Below are 17,197 nucleotides of genomic sequence, written 5' to 3' on the forward strand. Positions count from 1 at the left end.
GGATAGCGGGTGGCGAAGTGCGTGTGCGACGATGCCAAACGATGTGCGTGGTGGGCGGGCGATGCGAGCGGCAGGAAGCGCGAAGGGCGTGCAATGGTCGCCACGGACGTGTTTTATAAGCCCGATCGTCAACACGGTCTCGCGGACGACCTGTTACCCGTCGAGTTTGAACGGCGCTACGCGCTGAGCGGCCCATCTATGAAACTCTGGCCCGTTCAGCTCGCCATCTTGCGTTCGGGCAAATTGAATCCGCCATCTGCGCGGGCTGCCCCATGCGGGCCGTGGCGTCAATCTGCGCGCGTTCCGCAATCGAGTGCCCGCTGACGAATCAGGTTGCGCGGACTGATACGGGTTACGTGACCATATTCGCACGAGCCGGTGTTTTTTCTTCAACCCTCGGCAGGTCGAATCCAGACAAACCAGCCCATGCTTTTACGCTGCATTTCGCAAGACTCGACCGGGACCCGGCATTGGGCGCGATTCGTCTCGTTGAACGGGTATATGCGACAAAAATGCGTTGTCTGCAGTACAAATGTTCGGGGCGCGCTGATCGCCGTGTCCAGCAAGGCTCCGAGGCAATCGACGTAATCGGCGGGTTTCGTTCGGTTAAGCGGTTATCATAGCGACGTCAATCGTTGGCGCGCCCGACACTGTTCAGCGCAATAGCATCAGACGGAGACATGGCGTTTTACTGTCCGGCCGGTTCATAATTTCGCGCGATGGATCATCTGCTTCCGCATTACGAACGAGAACTTTCACTACTGCGCCGATCAGTTGCAATCTTTGCAACGCGCTATCCCAAAATTGCCGTTCGCCTCGGGATTTCCGGGGACCACTCCGAGGATCCCCACGTTGAACGGATGCTGCAGTCGTTCGCTCTCCTCGCCGCGGATATAGGCAGCCGGCTCGACGACAACTATCCGGAATTCGCCGAGGCGCTCCTCGGGATGCTGTATCCCCAGTTTCTTCGAACCATTCCCGCGTGCGCAATTGCCCAGTTCGATGTCTCAGACATGTTCGACAAGCTCACTGAGCCGTCGCTTATTGCCCGCGGCACGGAACTGGCGAGCAAAACGGACGACTGCCTGTTCCGAACCGTATATGACGTAACGTTAGCTCCCGTGCGAATCTCGGCGGCGCGCTACGCGTCTGCAACCGCAGTTCCCTCCAACGTCGTGCTGCCCACCGGCACAACCGGTCTGCTCTCCATCACCTTTGAGGCTGCGCGCCCCGACTTTCGCTTCGAAGCCGTTCCAAGCCCGTTGCGCATCCATGTCAACGGCCCTCGCGAAATCGTCGGTGCGGCAATGGATACGATGACGATGCGCACGGCGGCCGCCTTCGTCGAAAACGCCGAACGTCGCTGGTCAACGCTGGCCACACCGCCGCTCGGCGCCGCCGGCGACGATCAGGCCGAGAAGCTTGTCGACGAAGACGACGGCCCGCCCGCGCTGCGGCTACTGAGCGAATATTTTGCGTTTCCGAAGAAATTCGATTTCGTTGACCTCGATCTCGCCGCGCTCGCGCATACGGCGGGCTCCAGCCAGCAGCTCACTTTGCATCTCGCCATTTGCGGCGTTCATTCAGAGTCGTGGACGGCACAGCAACTAAAAAATCTGTCGGCGGACAATCTGAAGCTCTTTTGCACGCCGATCGTCAACCTGTTTCGGCTTACGTCGCTACCACTCAAGCGGAATCCGATCACGAACACGTATCCCGTGCAATCCCAGAATACGGACGTTGCGGGTGTTGAAGTTTGGTCTGTCGACTCGGTCCGTGCCACGACGGCTAGCTCCAGAGCGAGCATCATCCATCCGTTCGTGTCGCTCATGCACGGCAGTTCCGCCAAGCCGGCCGGCCCCTATTGGATTCTCGCGCACCATAACGCGGCCTCGCCATCGGGAAAGAAGGAAACTGCGGTCAGCTTGGTCGGCCCCGACGGCCGACCGGCAACCGACACCGGAATCGAACAAATAACGGCCGACGTTACCTGTTCGAATGGCAGTTTCCCGCACACGATGCGGGCCGGCGCCGAAAATGGTGATCTGGTGAACGAGCAGGGAACGATGGTTTCACGCATCGTTATGCTGGACGCCCCGACCGAAGTCGCGCGATTGTCGAGCCAAGGCGACGCGGCTTGGCGGCTCATCACGCAGTTTGCCCCACACTCGATCGAATTGACTCGCACCGGGCTTGCCGAGCTGAAACGCCTGCTCCGCCAATTCACTGCTCATTCAGCGGGGCACGCAAAACTGCTCGATGGACTGACGAACCTGAGCCATCGGGCCAAACAACTCTGGCTTCCAGGAAAACCGATGCCGAGCTTCGTACGCGGTCTGGAAGTGACGTTGACGATCGACGAACAAGCGTTTGCGGCCATCAGCTTGAACGCGTTCATCGGCGTGATGGACCACTTCTTCGCTGTGCATGCGCCGGCGACCAGCTTTGTTCAGCTTGTCGTGATGTCGGCGAACACTGGCGGCGAAATTCGACGTTGTGCGCCACGACCAGGCACAGTCATGCTCGCCTGATTTCTCTATCACCAAACCGTGAAGATCAAGTCACTCGGTAGCGCGTGCCGCTCAGGTAAGGCTCGAAATCAGGTGACACCCGCAGGTCGCCCGGTGACCGTGCCGGGCAATCGGAACACCGTTATCCGTCATTGATTCATCGCCCTCTTCGATCAAATTCGGTTTGACGTCTGGGTGTTGGGGGCAGGTTACCTCGTCCCCCTTGCGAGCAACGAAACGGCCGTCGAAACGCATCGTCGATGAACCCGTGATCACCTTGCCGCCGTGGTCTGTATCATCACCGACGCGGATGAAATTCATCATCGTAGAATACCTTACGAACGATAGCGAAAATAGTGAATACCATATTCGAGATCCGGATTCTCCGACCTCATCTGCTTCGACGAACGCACCAGATTAATCCTACGTACGTCGCTCCAGCCGTAGCACGAGAAAATGACTTCAGCCAATTTGGCAAAGCGCTTCATCTTCAGATAAGCGCGATAAAATAAGATCCAGAATATCAATAGAGAAAAGGCACCTGCCCCGCCGAGCACTATCACGAGAGTCGTCCTGTCGATACCACCTGCATCACGTGACAGCATGAAGCACATTAGGGCGTAGATCGGCACAAAAAACCACAGCATGATCTTCATCAGCCATCGATAAAGGGCAGTCCTGCCCCTCGTCGCATGCGGGTACACCGCAACCGTATCGTCCCCGACTCTCCGGACCGAATACGCAAAGTACCGGTCACGCGGCCTCGGTTCCGCAACAATTTCAACCTCGTCACCATCTGTCATCGGCATCTTCCAGAGCCATCCCTCGATCTGCTTGCCGTCGAGTTCAAATTCCACCCAGTCAGCTTCCTCCTCGGAATTCGCCGACGATTGGACCAATCCGATCGCAAATGCCCCCATGCCGGCCAACGCAGCACCTGCGGCCGTTGCCTGCATATAAGCATGCTCGGTATCATTCAAGACAAAGTCCTGCTGACGCCGTCGGCACTTCAACCTGCTGATCGTGCCTCGCAATACCTGAACTGGGTATTCACGCTCTAAGCTCATGCCATCTCCGTCATTGCCTTATCGAAGGCTTTTTCCTGCTCTACCATATCCGCGTACTTTTCGACACTGTGATCTTTCACACGAAGAATAGCCTCTTGCCCGGTGCCAAATGCACAGCGAGAACACCACGATTCCAACTCGTTCGGGGTCAGGACATCGGCAAGCGCTTGAAGTGCAAACACCGCAATCGTCGCCTCCCACGTAATCAGCATGCTTACCACTCGGAGCGATGCAACCATTGCCACCCGCGAGGCAACAGTCTCGACCGCCATGATGACCACTCTATTCCCTGAGCGGGCCGCCAACTTCTTGAATAACGGTGCAGCAGTACTGATGGCGTCGATGACGAAGGCCGTGCCGGAGGCGACGCCCAGCAACGTTTTGGCGACCAAAACCCACATTACGTCATACTGGCCACTCTTCAGCTTTTTTTGAGTTGCCCCATAGTCCAACCACGCTGCAGCAAATGCCCCAGCTCCGGACAAAAAGCCCCCCACCATCTTCCAACTCATCGTCCGAACAGCCTTCTTCAGCGTCCCGTAGTACGGAGTCATCGTGATTGTGATGATCGACGCACTGAGCGATGCGCCCGACTTGATCAATTTGGTGGTGGTATCTTCGTCCTTGGCCTCCGACAACAGATGCCAGAAGTTCACCAGCTCACATAGCGCAGCAACCACCGCAATACGACCCAGACGAAGCTCCTTCATCGCGTTCGCATCATTGTCGGCCTTCAACTTTTCCCACACTTCATACAGCTCGGTGGTTGGGTTCGGCCCCGCCTTTGTCGACGCCACTAACACGGTTCGCGCCGTACGAAAGCGTTGCAAAATTTCGCTTCGGCTCACTTTGTCATACAGCGCCTGCTTGCGGACGAGTGCCAGCGCATCCTCGACCGGTAAGCCCGCTCGCTGGAGAAACAGCGTCTGAACAATCTTCTCCCCGACAAAATCCCCCAACTTATTGATTCGGAGTTTGTCGAAAACACGGTCACCGATAGTCATGAGCAAAACGTCACGCCCTTGCTCTTTGTACATTGCCCCCAAGTATGAGATCTTCGCCGAGTTTGTTTCGAGCGCCAACTTTGAATATTTCTTATAGTAGTCAGTCAGTTTTCCAATATACTTCACCGCCGTTACGACATATTTGACACCATCGTCCTCTAATGGCTTATCCTTGTGCTCCAGCGCGCTCGCCAGCAATTTCCCAAGTTCCTCGCGGCCTGCGGGATGATTCATGGCGACCGCTCGCCACACTATGCTTTCCTTGTCCGTCGGCTTCCAACGCCCCACCAGATCATCGAGAATCGTAAGTCCTTTGGGTGTGGACCCCAACCCGTCGATTGCCATTGCTACCGCAACCTCGAACTCGAAGCTGTCACTAAGATCGTCGCAGTAATAGTCCTCAAGCGTGTCCACAAGAAGTTTTGCCCGCAACCATTTCCCGACATCGTCGCTACGCGTTTCCTGCAATTTAAACACCGCGTCTTGCAATTTCTTGTATGGCTTGCGGAAATCCTCGATGCGCTTGCGCTGAAGTCGAGCTTCGTATCGAGACCATTCGAACTTCTGCATTCCGTCCAGATTCCGATCATGGAAGCCGGGTTGCGCTTTCGCATATTCACGCGCTTCGTTCATGATTTCGTCGCGGTACTTGCCAAGGTAAGGCGCGCTTGAACTCGCGCTGCCCGCGCGGCTAAATCGGCCAATCTGGATAAGACGCGTCTGATAGCTTCCCGGGATGTTGTTGGCAGCCATCCAGTCGAGATCGTCATAATACGCATTGACCTCCTTGGCACGCGCAGCATCGGCGCCCGCCAGTGCTCTGGTGCGTTGCGCCGCCAAACCAGCTCGGGCTGTCGCCGAGCCGAGCGGAGTCATGGCATGCGCCTCTTTCGCCATGGCCTCCTGGTTCGCGAGACTCTGTTTCGTACGCGAATCGACGATACGTTTGGCCGTGTCGATGTCATTCAGGGCCATCACTTTCATGCCGACTTCCTGCTGCGATCCGTATCGGTCGAGCCAGGACACCGGGTCGTTGCGAAAGCCGTTCAGTTCGTGAACGTTGCCGACCGCATCCCACAAAGCGAACAACATTGGGGGATAGTTCGACGGAGTAGCCCGGCCTCCACCAGAATCCGTTTGTCCAACGTGGACCATCATTTTCACAAGCGACTGGCTCGCCGACAGTGGCGATGCCTGTCGGATGTTCAAAGGATAACGCGACACCTCACGGGCAAGCAGATCTTCTCGATAGCTACCATCGTCTGCAGTAAAGCGCTCCTTGTCGTCAAACGGGCGCAACTGTTTTGCGTCTAGGCCCGGCATGTACTCGAGTACATCGTTAACTGACGACTCAGTTGCAACGACCGCGTGACCTGTCCCATCCTTTCCGGTAGCGATCCATTTTGACGGCTCGATCCATTGCATGCGTTGTTCACGCAAGTCTGCGTAAATCTCGTATTTATCGAATGTTCGTGGATGCCATGCAAGTTGCGAGAATGCGATATAGACCTTGCCCGTACAGAGTTCGGGCTGCTCGATCGCGATGACATCCATCGGTACGGCTATGGCACACAATGCACAGTTCGGATGGGTCGTCGGAACGGACGGGAGCGGTCGCGACTGCTTCCATAACCGACCGTCTTCAGTCACCTTGTACACTTCCCAGTAATTAGGACCACGTGCACCTACTTCGTAGAAAAGATAGAGCCACCCGTCGCGCAAGGTCCGCAAACCATACTGATGCTCGGAGAGGCTAACATTGGTGACACGGTCGCCGACGATGCCGGCGGGCATCTTGGCCTTGATCGTGTTGGGCAAGACTGCGTACCGCACCGGCAAGATCGGCAACCCCGTCTTCTCACAGTTGGCACATTTCTGGTTATTTGCTGCCATACGCTCTCTTCGTATCGAATTCAGGCAATTTTGCCAACACCAATCAACGGGGCGACGAAGCGCTCAATCGCTCGTACCAAGCACCGTCTCTAATTTCTACAATGTCTTGTTCCGTCAATACACTAACTGCTGCCGTATAAAACTTGTCTGGCGCTCTAGCACCCAAAAGCTGCAGCACCTTCGGATGTAGGTCGAACTGCGGGTGCCATGCTAGAGCACTCTCGACAAATGCCACGCGATCGTCCCGGTCGAACAGTCCATAGTGCTCTGCACGCTCCGCGGCAGCGACTGCTGCAGCAATTTCGGAGGGTTCCGGTTGGCGATCAACCTTCATGGCATACAACGCAAGCGCTCTATTGACCGATCCGTGACGATGAATCTGCTGCCACTGCTCGGTCGTCAACGACAGATCGGCACGTGACCCGGCCAACACACTGTACGTGCGAGGTTTAGCGCTCGCGTCAAGCGCATGCCATACCTTTACGGGCCCTAGTAGCGTCTGCTGTTGTTCTTGGGAGAGCACTGGCCAGATCAGACTAAGGGCTCGCGTGTCGTAGAAGCGCAGCACACACGGCAGCCCTTCCTCGTTGTACTGCAAAACGTGGCGGCCCCAATGCTCCGCGACCTCGTCCAACGATGCGTCACTGGCGAGCCACCCACCGACGCGCTGCCCCAGTCCTTCGGCCATTGACATAGGACGACGGTCCTCGAAGGCAATCCTCACACTCTCCGCAAATGCTCCAGCCCCTTCCGGAGTATTAAGGTCCAACTCAACGAGATATGGCCGGTGATTGTCAGGAAACGCATCGTGCATCACCTCCACGATCGCACGCTTCAATTGGCGGAACCGCTGGGCTTCCTCGTCGTCATTCGTGAAATCTCGCTGACTCGGATCGACGACAAGATAGCAGTGCATCTCCGGCCGCTTGCTGAAGTATGTGCGCAAGCTGCTGACGGCCGCGTCTATCGCGATGACCTCCGGCGAGTCGTCCATACCGAGCGCGTCTGAGTTTTCCATATTCACTACTCCAGCACAACGCTCGAAGCGCTATCTGCGGCCGCCGAAGCCGTCTTCCAGGCACACCCCTTCGGCACGCTCGCAATCGGTGAAGGCAGGCGCATTGACGACGCCCCCGGCTTATCCCAGCTCGAACACTTCTCGAGAATCTGCCCGCTCGTCCCGTTCTCGATCAGATCAGGCGTTATCTTTATGTACGATCCACCCGCACCGATCCAGATCTCCTTCTCTGCCGAAATCACGACTCTCCCGTTCGAACTCGTGATCGTCACGTCGTTGAGCGCCGCGAGCTTCATCTCGTCGCTCTGCGCCTGAATTTCCACCTTGCCCTTCGCCGCAAACAACTTGATCCCTGCATTCTGCGCGAACAGGCTGATCTTCTCCATCACGCTCGCTATCAGCGATTTGCCGGCCGCCACGTGCGTGCTCTTGCCGCTCACGATATTGACTTGCTGGTTGGCCGTCAGTTGCGCTGAATCCTGAGTCGACAGCCCCAGACCCGCAGGACTCGCCATCAGCATGATCGGCGTCGAAAAGCCGTTCGCGTTACCCGTGCCGCCGCCACCGGTCCGGCCGCCGCTGCCAGCCCCACCGCTCACGCTATAGTGCGTCGCGTCGGTGAACTTCTTGAGTGCGTCCTGCCCTTCCTGCAAACTTTCAGCCTGATTCGACGAGCTCGCCTGCGACGTCAGATCGATAACGGTCTCCGCACTGGCCAACTGCTCGGACGCTGCGGTCACGTTCAACGGCTGGTTCGTCGCGGTCGGGTGGGTCGATACGAACAAGCCCTGTCCCGCCCGAATGGCGCCGTAGGCGTCGGATTTAAGGTCGAACCCACTTCCAAGGAAAGCGCCGCGCGTATTGTCGGTCTGCTGGATCAGGTACCCCAGATGCAAGTGGGACTGATAGCTGCTCGAGTAAAGGTGCACCCGATTCTGCTGCGTCGAGTCGTCCATTACGAGCTGGTTGTAGCCAGTGCCGCCGTATTCACGCGAGCGCTGACCCGACAGCAAGCCGTTCGTGTGCCACACCGGCTGCGTAGCACCCCCGTACATTCTCGCAATGATCACGGGCCGGTCACAGTCACCTTCCATGAAACCGACCACCACTTCATCACCCTTGCGCAGCGGCTGAATTCCCCCACGATTGGAGCCTGCATCAAGGAACGTCGGGCGTACCCAACACGATGCGCGTTCATCCTGGCCATTGCGGCGATTCCAGTGGAACCACACCTTCACCCGGTTCAGTGAATCGGTGTACACCTCTTCCCCGCTCGGCCCGGCGACGATTGCATTCTGCAACTGCATGACCGGTTTCTTGTGTTCGAACGGGCTACGGAACGGGACGTTGCGCGGTTGCGCCTCCACCACCACCTGAAAGAAACCTTCGCTGCCGTCTGCGTGGCGGACCGTTGCGCCAGCCTTTGCTTGCGCAACTTCTGCAGCCAGCCCGTCGGGAAACTGATCCGCCTCGTCCAGACCAGGCAGGTTATTGCAGATCAGCCAGTCGACTCCGAGCAGAACAAATTCGCGATCCGGTTGGCTGCCCGCATCATGCACCGGATGACCGCGAAGTTCGAAGCGCCGCCCCGGCATCGCGCAGCGCAAGCCGCCTATTCCGTGAAAACGCTTCATCCGCGATTTGCGCTCTTCAAGCCGAATCTGCGCAAGACGCTCACCCTGCTCGCGGTCCGACCACATGTACGCGCCAGGGTAGTCGTAGATTTCCCCATCGGTCGGCAACTCGCCGTTCACGTCCGTCACGCCCTGTACCTGGCGAGGGAGATCGGGGCGCTTGTAGTCGAACGAGCGCGACGTCAGTTGCGCACTGTCGATCTGAAGCTGCTCTTTCCACTGCGCGAATCCATCCAGTTCCCCACTGATTTCGGTGGGACCGAACTCGACAACCGGCTGTTTCAGTTGAGGGACGAAATAAACGTCGTCCGTCACAACCATCGTGTGCGATCGGCCATTTTCGGCTTGCTCGAAGTACGGAAATACGCCGACCTCCTCCATGCTGCGATAGACGAAATTCAGGTCGTATTCCCACTGCACGCGATTCGAATAGGACGGCAGCGGCTTGTGCAGATCGATGCGGAACGCGCCCCGCGCTTGCGGGTGCTCATTGAAGACGTCCACCAGTATCTGTTCGCCGTTCTGCTCCTGCCAGTCGCGCATGTCGCGGCGCAGGCGCAAGAAGTAAAGCCAGGACGAGAACGCCAGCTTGTAAAAAGTCAACGGGCCATCCGCACCCAGCCGGCTGAAACGGTGGACGTAGCCATGGATCGGCATGTACGAGCCGTCCGTCTGCTGGATCCAGAGCGTGACGGGCTTGGCGAGTAGCGCACTCAGCTCAATCTGGCTGCCGCGTGGCGAAACGGCATCAATCTCGAATTCGTAATCGCGACCGAGTCGAGCCGTTCCTTTTACATAAAGCGGCAATAACCAGTCAACCCCAAGCGGCGTATCGAGTTTGACAAGACGATTGTATTGCGCGTCGCCGAGACGCAGCGTCTTATAAAGTGCGGTGTGGCCCATGCAGCATTCCCTTGGTTGGTATTCAGGTGGGGTTTCTGCCGAGGGCTGATTATAAATGCCTTTCTGAACAAGACGATAGCGCGCCTTGCATACCGGCCTATTTCGAATGAATTGGCAATCTGACGTTCACGCGTGAAAATTACCGGATTTTCACATTCTTTCAGGAAAAACTTTCCGATTGCTTGGTGAGCCGGATTTCTTGAATCACATATCACCTTCCTGAGCCCGGCCAGCTACGGCCGCTCCGTCGATGAATTTCCGCATCGGCGCACTTCGCTCATGCGTCTCGTTCAGACAATGGCGTATGTCGGTGCCGAACCCAGGCAAAGTCGTGGCAAAGAGAGCTCGCCCTGAAACAACCGCTGGAAGGCTGGGCTCGCGCGGCCGGCAACAGAAGGTGCTGTACCGGTCTGACAACAAGACACCATTGTCGGTCGACTGCGTGCGCTATCAGGTCATGCGACCCGAGGAGTGTTTGGAGTTTGATCGAGACCTGACGGAGATCAGCGGGTCCCAATTGGAGATGAGCCGATGTCGAAGGCAGGCCGCAACTGCTGGACGCTTGCACGCACGCGGCAATCCGGAACCCCGCAAGGGCACGGACGCGATCACTGGAGATCGGCACTCAGGCTACGTTCGGCGTCTCGCGGAGATATTTGGTGCCGGGGACCGGACTCGAACCGGCAAGCCAATTAAGGCGGCGGATTTTCGTCACACTGCTTCTTTCAAAGCCGGCGCCGCCAAGACGACGCCGTTCGTGCGCTGGACTATGCCTTCGCCATCGCGCGCGGGCGTTTTACGCTGCCCGTGCGCTTTAGGCGCCCCCCGTCTAGTCTCTACACCTTCCTCGCGGGCGCTGCGCCGCGAGGCTTGGCTCGGTGTTGCCTCGATGCGCGTCGCGCATCAGGGGTTTCGCCGAATTTGAAGGGTTCTGCACCGGCCGTTTCCGGCCGGGCACTCAATCGTTTAAGTCCGCTATGTTTACCAATTTCATCACCCCGGCAAAAGGGCGGACGCGATTCTACCATTGCTTCGCGCATCCGTTCCCCGATTCGGGTGCGGCGCATCGCACCGCGCCGCGCGCATGAGCGCCGCCGCCATCGCCACCGCTCGTTTCCCGCGTCGCAGCCTCCCGCCGCTACAATCGGATCGGCCACGCTCGTGCGCAACCGAACGCCCGCATCCCCGCCACGCGTTCTTGCGAAACCGCCTCGCCGCGCGTCATCGCGAAGTCACAAACGTTTTCGATAATTCACTCGCCGAAAACGTTTACATCGCGTCACGCCATGCCCCAGACCATCAAGGACGTCGCCGCCCTCGCCGGCTTCTCCATCGCCACCGTATCGCGTGCGATCAACGCGCCGCACACCGTCAGCCCCGCGACGCTGGCGGCGATCCGCACCGCGATCGACACGCTGCAGTTCCGCCCGAGCCCGCTCGGCCGTCAATTGCGCGGCGAGCGCACGCGCCTCGTCGGCGTCGTCGTGCCGACGGTCGCGAACCCGGTGTTCGCCGACTGCCTGCAAGGCATCGACGAACTGGCGACCGCGGCCGGCTTCAAGCTGATCCTGATGACGACCGAATACGACGCGGCCCGCGAGCGTCACGCGATCGAAACGCTGCGCGAACAACGCGTCGAAGGCCTGATCCTGACCGTCGCCGACGCCGACACGCATCCGCTGCTCGACATGCTCGATCGCGACGGCCCGCACTACGTGCTGATGCACAACGACACGCAGCGCCGCCCGTCGGTGTCGGTCGACAACCGCCGCGCCGCCTACGACGGCGTCCGTCTGCTGACCGCGCGCGGCCATCGCCGCGTGCTGATGCTGGCCGGCTCGCTCGCCGCATCCGACCGCGCGCGCCAGCGTCATCTCGGCTACGCGCAGGCACTCGCCGAAGCCGATGTCGCGACGCTGCCGCCCGTCGAAGTCGACTTCAACGCCGCCGAGCTGCCCGACGCGGTGCTCGCGCATCTCACCGCGCGCGCGACGCGCCCGACCGCGCTGTTCTGCAGCAACGACCTGCTCGCGATGGTCGTGATGCGCGGCCTGCGCCGCGCGGGCTTCTCGGTTCCCGACGACCTGTCGGTGCTCGGCTTCGACGGCATCGCAATCGGCGAGCTGCTCACGCCGCCGCTCGCGAGCGTCGCGACGCCGAACCAGGATATCGGCCGCCATGCGTGGCGCCGCCTCGTCGATTGCATCGGCGGCGCGTCGATCGAACGCACGTCGCTGATCCTGCCGCACACGGTGCGCGACGGCGCGACCGTCGCGCCGCCGGCCGCCGACCTGCAAACCCGCAACGCCTGAACCCCCGAATGCACCCGCCGCGCGCTCGCGCGCGGCACGCGAAGCTACCCACCCTGCCCGGAGATCCACCGTGTCCTTTCGCCTGACCTCGCTGCTGCGCCTCGTCGCAGCGCCCATTGCGTGCGCCTCGCTCGTCGCGCTCGCGTCCGCCGCCCACGCCGACGAAACCGCCATCTGCTACAACTGCCCGCCCGAATGGGCTGACTGGGCCGCGCAGATCGCGGCGATCAAGCAGAAGACGGGCATCCGCGTGCCGTTCGACAACAAGAACTCGGGCCAGGCGATCGCGCAACTGATCGCCGAGCAGAAAAGCCCGGTCGCCGACGTCGTCTATCTCGGCGTGTCGTCGGCGTTCCAGGCGAAGGACAAGGGCGTGATCGCGCCCTACCGGCCCGCGCACTGGAACGACATCCCCGCGAACCTGAAGGACCCGCAAGGCTACTGGTTCGCGATCCACTCGGGCACGCTCGGCTTCTTCGTGAACAAGGATGCGCTGGACGGCAAGCCGGTGCCGCGCTCGTGGGCCGATCTGCTGAAGCCGGAATACAAGGGGATGGTCGGCTACCTCGATCCGTCGAGCGCGTTCGTCGGCTACGCGGGCGCGGTCGCCGTGAATCAGGCGCTCGGCGGCAGCCTCGACGACTTCAAGCCGGGCCTCGACTGGTTCCGCAAGCTCAAGGCGAACGCGCCGATCGTGCCGAAGCAGACCGCGTATGCGCGCGTGCTGTCCGGCGAGATTCCGATCCTGCTCGACTACGACTTCGACGCGTATCGCGCGAAGTACAAGGATCACGCGAACGTGGAATTCGTGATTCCGAAGGAAGGCACGATCGCGGTGCCGTACGTGATGAGCCTCGTGAAGGGCGCGCCGCACGACGCGAACGCGAAGAAGGTGCTCGACTTCGTGCTGTCCGACGAAGGCCAGAAGCTGTGGGCGAGCGCCTACCTGCGGCCGGTGCGCGCACAGACGCTCGGCGCCGATCTCGCCGCGAAGTTCCTGCCGGCGAGCGAATACGCACGGGCCAAGCCGGTCGACTTCGGCAAGATGGCGACCGGCCAGCAGGCGTTCGGCCAGCAGTATCTGCAGATCATGCAGTGAGCGGCAGGAACGACGCGATGCTCGACCTCACTTTTCCGCTGCGCTGGCGCGTCGCGCTCGTCGCGCCGGCGCTCGCGGTCTTCGCCGCCTTCTGGCTGCTGCCGATGGCCGCGCTCGTGCGGGTGTCCGCCGACGGCGCGTTCTTCGCGCGCTACGCGGCGCTGCTCGGCAACGCGCGCTACATGACGAGCCTCGGCGAAACGGTCGCGCTGTCGGCCGGCGTCACGCTCGCAACGCTCGCGCTGTCGACGATCTCCGGCCTGCTGCTCGCGCGCCGCGACTTCGCGGGCAAGCGCGTGCTGCTCGCGCTGCTGACCTTCCCGCTCGCGTTCCCCGGCGTCGTGGTCGGCTTCATGGTGATCATGCTCGCCGGCAGACAAGGGCTGATCGGGATGCTCTCCTCGAAGCTGACCGGAGACAAGTGGGTGTTCGCGTATTCGGTCGCCGGGCTGTTCGTCGGCTACCTGTACTTCTCGATTCCGCGCGTGATCGTCACCGTGATCGCGGCCGCGTCGAAGCTCGACGCGTCGCTCGAGGAAGCGGCGCGCTCGCTGGGCGCGTCGCCGTGGCGCATCTTCGTCGACATCGTGCTGCCGGCGCTCGCGCCGGGCCTGATCGCCGCCGGCGCGATCTGCTTCGCGACCGCGATGGGCGCGTTCGGCACCGCCTTCACCCTCGCGACCGACCTGAACGTGTTGCCGATGACGATCTACACCGAGTTCACGCTGAACGCGAACATCGCGACGGCGGCCGGCCTGTCGATCGTGCTCGGCATCGTCACGTGGGCCGTGCTCGCGCTCGCCCGCCGGTTCGCCGGCCACACCGCCGCCGCCGCGGCCTGAGGACGCAGTCATGCAATCGCTTTCCGGTTCATCCGCGTCGTCGCCGGCGCCAGCCCCGTCCGACGCGCGCGGCGCCACGCTGCGCGCGCCGCGCGTGAGCGGCGCACGCGCGATCGCCGCGCTGCAATGGAGCGTCACGCTGTTGCTGTGCGCGTTCCTGATCGTGCCCGTCGTGATGTCGGTGCTCGCCGGCGTCACCGTCAACTATTTCCGCGGCCTGTCGAGCGGCCTCACGCTGCGCTGGCTCGAGCAGGTGTGGCAGCAGTATCAAGGCTCGGTCGCGCTGTCGCTCGGCGTCGCGTTCGCGACGCTCGCGATCGTGCTCGTCACCGGCGTGCCGGCCGGCTATGCGCTCGCGCGCAGCAACAGCCGCGTGGCGCGCGCCATCGAAGAAGCGCTCGTGCTGCCCGTCGCGCTGCCGGGCCTCGCCTCTGCCCTCGCGCTGCTGGTCGTGTACGGCGGCTTCACCGCGTTCCGGATGAGCCTGTGGTTCATCGTCGTCGGCCACGTCGTGTTCACGCTGCCGTTCATGGTGCGCGCGGTCGCGGCCGTGGCGGCCGGCGCCGAGCTGCGCACGCTCGAAGAAGGCGCGGCGAGCCTCGGCGCGTCGTTCGTCACGCGCTTCGTGACCATCGTGCTGCCGAACCTGCGCCCCGGCATCGTCGCGGGCGCGCTCGCGGTGCTCACGCTGTCGATCGGCGAATTCAACCTGACGTGGATGCTGCACACGCCCGACACGAAAACGCTGCCGGTCGGGCTCGCCGATACGTATGCGTCGCTGCGCCTCGAAGTCGGCAGCGCATACACGATCGTGTTCCTGCTGATGACGCTGCCGCTGCTCGTCGCGATGCAATGGCTCGGCGTCGATCCGTCCGGCACGCGCGCCGCGCGACGCCGCGCGCGCTGATGTCGCGCCACCCCTTACCCTGCCCCATGAAACTCGACTCCACTCCCATCACCCTGACCGGCTGCGCGAAGACCTTCCGCGGCACGCGCGTGCTCGAACCGCTCGACCTGTCGATCGGCGCCGGCGAGACGCTCGTGCTGCTCGGCCCGTCCGGCTGCGGCAAGACGACGACGCTGCGCCTGATCGCCGGCCTCGACACGCCGGACGCCGGCGGCCGCATCCTGTTCGGCGGCGACGACGTGACGCGCCTGCCGATCGAGCGCCGCCAGGTCGGCATGGTGTTCCAGAACTACGCGCTGTTCCCGAACCTGACGGTGCGCGGCAACGTCGGCTACGGGCTGAAGATCCGCAAGACCGCGCCGCGCGCCCTGCGCGAACGCGTCGACGAATTGCTCGCGATGATGCGGCTCGACGCGCATGCGGACAAACCGGTCGATCAGCTGTCCGGCGGCCAGCGCCAGCGCGTCGCGCTGGCGCGCGCGCTCGCGGTGCGGCCGCGCGTGCTGCTGCTCGACGAGCCGCTGACCGCGCTCGACGCGAAGCTGCGCGACGTGCTGCGCCGCGACATGAATGCGCTGCTGCGCGAGCTCGGCGTGACGACCGTCTACGTGACGCACGATCAGGCCGAGGCGATGGAGCTCGGCGACCGGATCGTCGTGATGGGCGCGGGCCGCATCGAGCAGATCGGCACGCCGCGCGACATCTACTACCGGCCGGCGAACCGCACGGTCGCGCAGTTCATCGGCACGCTGAACCGTCTCGCGGGACAATGGCGCGACGGCGCGCTCGCGACGACGGGCGGCTCGATCGTCACGCCGCATGCCGCCGACGAGTGGTTCTTCCGCCCGGAGGACGCGCAGCTGGCCGATCCCGCGAAGGCGCCGCTGCGCGGCGCGATCGGCGCGTGCGCGTTCCTCGGCGAGCGGACGCGGCTCACGATCGAGCACGCGGCGCCCGATGCGCTCGTGATCGACGTGCCGGGCCGCATCGAGCTCGCGCGCGGCACGGCGGTCGGCCTGACGATCGCAGCCGAAGGGCTGATCGCGCTCGCCGCGTGACGCCGCCCCACGATCAACCGACATTCCGGGACCCCACGATGCTGCTTGCTCAAATCAGCGACCTCCACATCAAGCGCCCGGGCCAGCTCGCGTACCGGCGCGTCGACACCGCCGCCGCGCTCGCGCGCTGCATCGCGAAGCTGAACGCGCTGACGCCGCGCCCCGACGCGGTGCTCGTCACCGGCGATCTGACCGACTTCGGCCACGACGACGAATACCGGCATCTGCGGGCGCTGCTCGCGCCGCTCGAGATACCGTACTACCTGATGGTCGGCAATCACGACGACCGCGCGGCGCTGCGTCGCGCGTTCCCCGAGCGCGCCGAGCTGCACGACGGCGCGTTCGTGCAGTACGCGCTCGACATCGGCGCGGTGCGCGTGCTCGCGCTGGATTCGCAGGTGCCGGGCGCGAGCCACGGCGACCTGTGCGATGCACGGCTCGCATGGCTCGCCGCGCAGCTCGACGCCGCACGCGAGCGGCCGGTGATCGTCGCGCTGCATCATCCGCCGTTCGCGTCCGGCATCGGCCACATGGATGCGCTGCGGCTCGCGCCGGCCGCGGCCGCGAAACTCGATGCGCTGCTGCGCGGCCATCCGAACGTCGAGCGCGTGCTGTGCGGCCACGTGCACCGGACGATGTTCACGCGCTTCGGCGGCACGCTCGCGGCGGCCGTGCCGGCGCCCGCGCACCAGGTCGCGTTCGACCTGCGCGCCGATGCGCCGTCCGCGTTCCGGCTCGAACCGCCCGCATTCGCGGTGCACGCGCATGCGCCCGACACGGGCGTCGTGTCGCATCACGTGTATGTCGACGAAGGCGACGGGCCGTATCCGTTCTATGAACCGAGCGGCGAGCTGGTCGACTGACGGGCGGCATCGGCACGGGGGATGACGAGGGGCGGCGCCGGCAAGGGACGCTGGCGTGTGCGTCCGTGTGCGAGGTAAGCGCGTGTG

12 protein-coding genes are annotated in these 17,197 nt (G+C 62.2%); 7 read left to right on the plus strand and 5 right to left on the minus strand.

Annotated features, from left to right (window positions below; translation table 11 throughout):
- The first annotated feature begins 719 nt into the window (after positions 1–719).
- Positions 720–2,531 (plus strand): type VI secretion system baseplate subunit TssF, encoded by a 1,812-nt coding sequence (tssF, locus tag C3Y15_RS22035; protein ID WP_045579288.1) that lies wholly within the window; start codon positions 720–722, stop codon positions 2,529–2,531.
- Positions 2,532–2,582: 51 nt separating this feature from the next.
- On the opposite strand, the gene C3Y15_RS22040 is transcribed toward tssF, so the two are convergent.
- Genes C3Y15_RS22040 through C3Y15_RS22060 form a run of 5 tightly spaced genes read right to left on the minus strand, consistent with a single transcriptional unit; the run spans position 2,583 to position 10,029 of the window.
- Complete coding sequence (locus C3Y15_RS22040; RefSeq protein WP_011884205.1) at positions 2,583–2,834, minus strand: PAAR domain-containing protein; 252 nt, start codon at positions 2,832–2,834, stop codon at positions 2,583–2,585.
- 11 nt (positions 2,835–2,845) lie between these two features.
- A complete protein-coding gene (locus C3Y15_RS22045; protein ID WP_011884203.1) occupies positions 2,846–3,577 on the minus strand; it encodes a putative type VI secretion system effector in 732 nt (243 codons plus the stop codon).
- On the minus strand, positions 3,574–6,474 hold the full coding sequence (locus C3Y15_RS22050; protein WP_014722783.1) for a T6SS effector BTH_I2691 family protein: 2,901 nt from the start codon (positions 6,472–6,474) through the stop codon (positions 3,574–3,576). The genes C3Y15_RS22045 and C3Y15_RS22050 overlap by 4 nt, the downstream gene beginning before the upstream one ends.
- 43 nt (positions 6,475–6,517) lie before the next feature.
- The gene (locus C3Y15_RS22055; protein ID WP_041493804.1) at positions 6,518–7,492 is read right to left on the minus strand and encodes a DUF4123 domain-containing protein; all 975 of its coding nucleotides are present in this window, start codon (positions 7,490–7,492) and stop codon (positions 6,518–6,520) included.
- A gap of 5 nt (positions 7,493–7,497) precedes the next feature.
- On the minus strand, positions 7,498–10,029 hold the full coding sequence (locus C3Y15_RS22060) for a type VI secretion system Vgr family protein (RefSeq protein WP_014722782.1): 2,532 nt from the start codon (positions 10,027–10,029) through the stop codon (positions 7,498–7,500).
- A 1,286-nt stretch (positions 10,030–11,315) separates the two neighbouring features.
- Between C3Y15_RS22060 and C3Y15_RS22065 the strand changes: the two genes are divergently transcribed.
- The 6 genes from C3Y15_RS22065 to C3Y15_RS22090 all read left to right on the plus strand — a co-directional run bounded on the left by C3Y15_RS22065 (position 11,316) and on the right by C3Y15_RS22090 (position 17,110).
- Complete coding sequence (locus C3Y15_RS22065) at positions 11,316–12,341, plus strand: substrate-binding domain-containing protein (RefSeq protein ID WP_059568527.1); 1,026 nt, start codon at positions 11,316–11,318, stop codon at positions 12,339–12,341.
- A 70-nt stretch (positions 12,342–12,411) separates the two neighbouring features.
- Positions 12,412–13,440: an ABC transporter substrate-binding protein gene (locus C3Y15_RS22070; RefSeq protein WP_069246196.1), complete on the plus strand. Its 1,029-nt coding sequence runs from the start codon at positions 12,412–12,414 to the stop codon at positions 13,438–13,440.
- Between the two features lie 17 nt (positions 13,441–13,457).
- Positions 13,458–14,282 carry an ABC transporter permease gene (locus C3Y15_RS22075; RefSeq protein ID WP_014722781.1) on the plus strand — a complete coding sequence of 275 codons (825 nt, stop codon included), beginning with the start codon at positions 13,458–13,460 and terminating at the stop codon, positions 14,280–14,282.
- A gap of 10 nt (positions 14,283–14,292) precedes the next feature.
- The gene (locus tag C3Y15_RS22080) at positions 14,293–15,189 is read left to right on the plus strand and encodes an ABC transporter permease subunit (RefSeq protein ID WP_059475894.1); all 897 of its coding nucleotides are present in this window, start codon (positions 14,293–14,295) and stop codon (positions 15,187–15,189) included.
- Positions 15,190–15,215: 26 nt separating this feature from the next.
- Entirely contained in the window at positions 15,216–16,247 is a 1,032-nt protein-coding gene (locus C3Y15_RS22085) for an ABC transporter ATP-binding protein (protein ID WP_034193221.1), read from the plus strand.
- Between the two features lie 38 nt (positions 16,248–16,285).
- Positions 16,286–17,110 carry a phosphodiesterase gene (locus tag C3Y15_RS22090; RefSeq protein WP_014722779.1) on the plus strand — a complete coding sequence of 275 codons (825 nt, stop codon included), beginning with the start codon at positions 16,286–16,288 and terminating at the stop codon, positions 17,108–17,110.
- Positions 17,111–17,197 lie beyond the last annotated feature (87 nt).

This window comes from Burkholderia sp. B10 (assembly GCF_004368385.1).
Taxonomy (GTDB): Bacteria; Pseudomonadota; Gammaproteobacteria; order Burkholderiales; family Burkholderiaceae; genus Burkholderia; species Burkholderia vietnamiensis.

What these genes read in the sequence shown, in the direction of transcription:
- tssF (WP_045579288.1), top strand. Translation starts at nt 720, where the DNA reads ATGGATCATCTGCTTCCGCATTACGAACGAGAACTTTCACTACTGCGC.
- C3Y15_RS22040 (WP_011884205.1), bottom strand. Translation starts at nt 2,834, where the DNA reads ATGATGAATTTCATCCGCGTCGGTGATGATACAGACCACGGCGGCAAG.
- C3Y15_RS22045 (WP_011884203.1), bottom strand. Translation starts at nt 3,577, where the DNA reads ATGAGCTTAGAGCGTGAATACCCAGTTCAGGTATTGCGAGGCACGATC.
- C3Y15_RS22050 (WP_014722783.1), bottom strand. Translation starts at nt 6,474, where the DNA reads ATGGCAGCAAATAACCAGAAATGTGCCAACTGTGAGAAGACGGGGTTG.
- C3Y15_RS22055 (WP_041493804.1), bottom strand. Translation starts at nt 7,492, where the DNA reads ATGGAAAACTCAGACGCGCTCGGTATGGACGACTCGCCGGAGGTCATC.
- C3Y15_RS22060 (WP_014722782.1), bottom strand. Translation starts at nt 10,029, where the DNA reads ATGGGCCACACCGCACTTTATAAGACGCTGCGTCTCGGCGACGCGCAA.
- C3Y15_RS22065 (WP_059568527.1), top strand. Translation starts at nt 11,316, where the DNA reads ATGCCCCAGACCATCAAGGACGTCGCCGCCCTCGCCGGCTTCTCCATC.
- C3Y15_RS22075 (WP_014722781.1), top strand. Translation starts at nt 13,458, where the DNA reads ATGCTCGACCTCACTTTTCCGCTGCGCTGGCGCGTCGCGCTCGTCGCG.
- C3Y15_RS22080 (WP_059475894.1), top strand. Translation starts at nt 14,293, where the DNA reads ATGCAATCGCTTTCCGGTTCATCCGCGTCGTCGCCGGCGCCAGCCCCG.
- C3Y15_RS22085 (WP_034193221.1), top strand. Translation starts at nt 15,216, where the DNA reads ATGAAACTCGACTCCACTCCCATCACCCTGACCGGCTGCGCGAAGACC.
- C3Y15_RS22090 (WP_014722779.1), top strand. Translation starts at nt 16,286, where the DNA reads ATGCTGCTTGCTCAAATCAGCGACCTCCACATCAAGCGCCCGGGCCAG.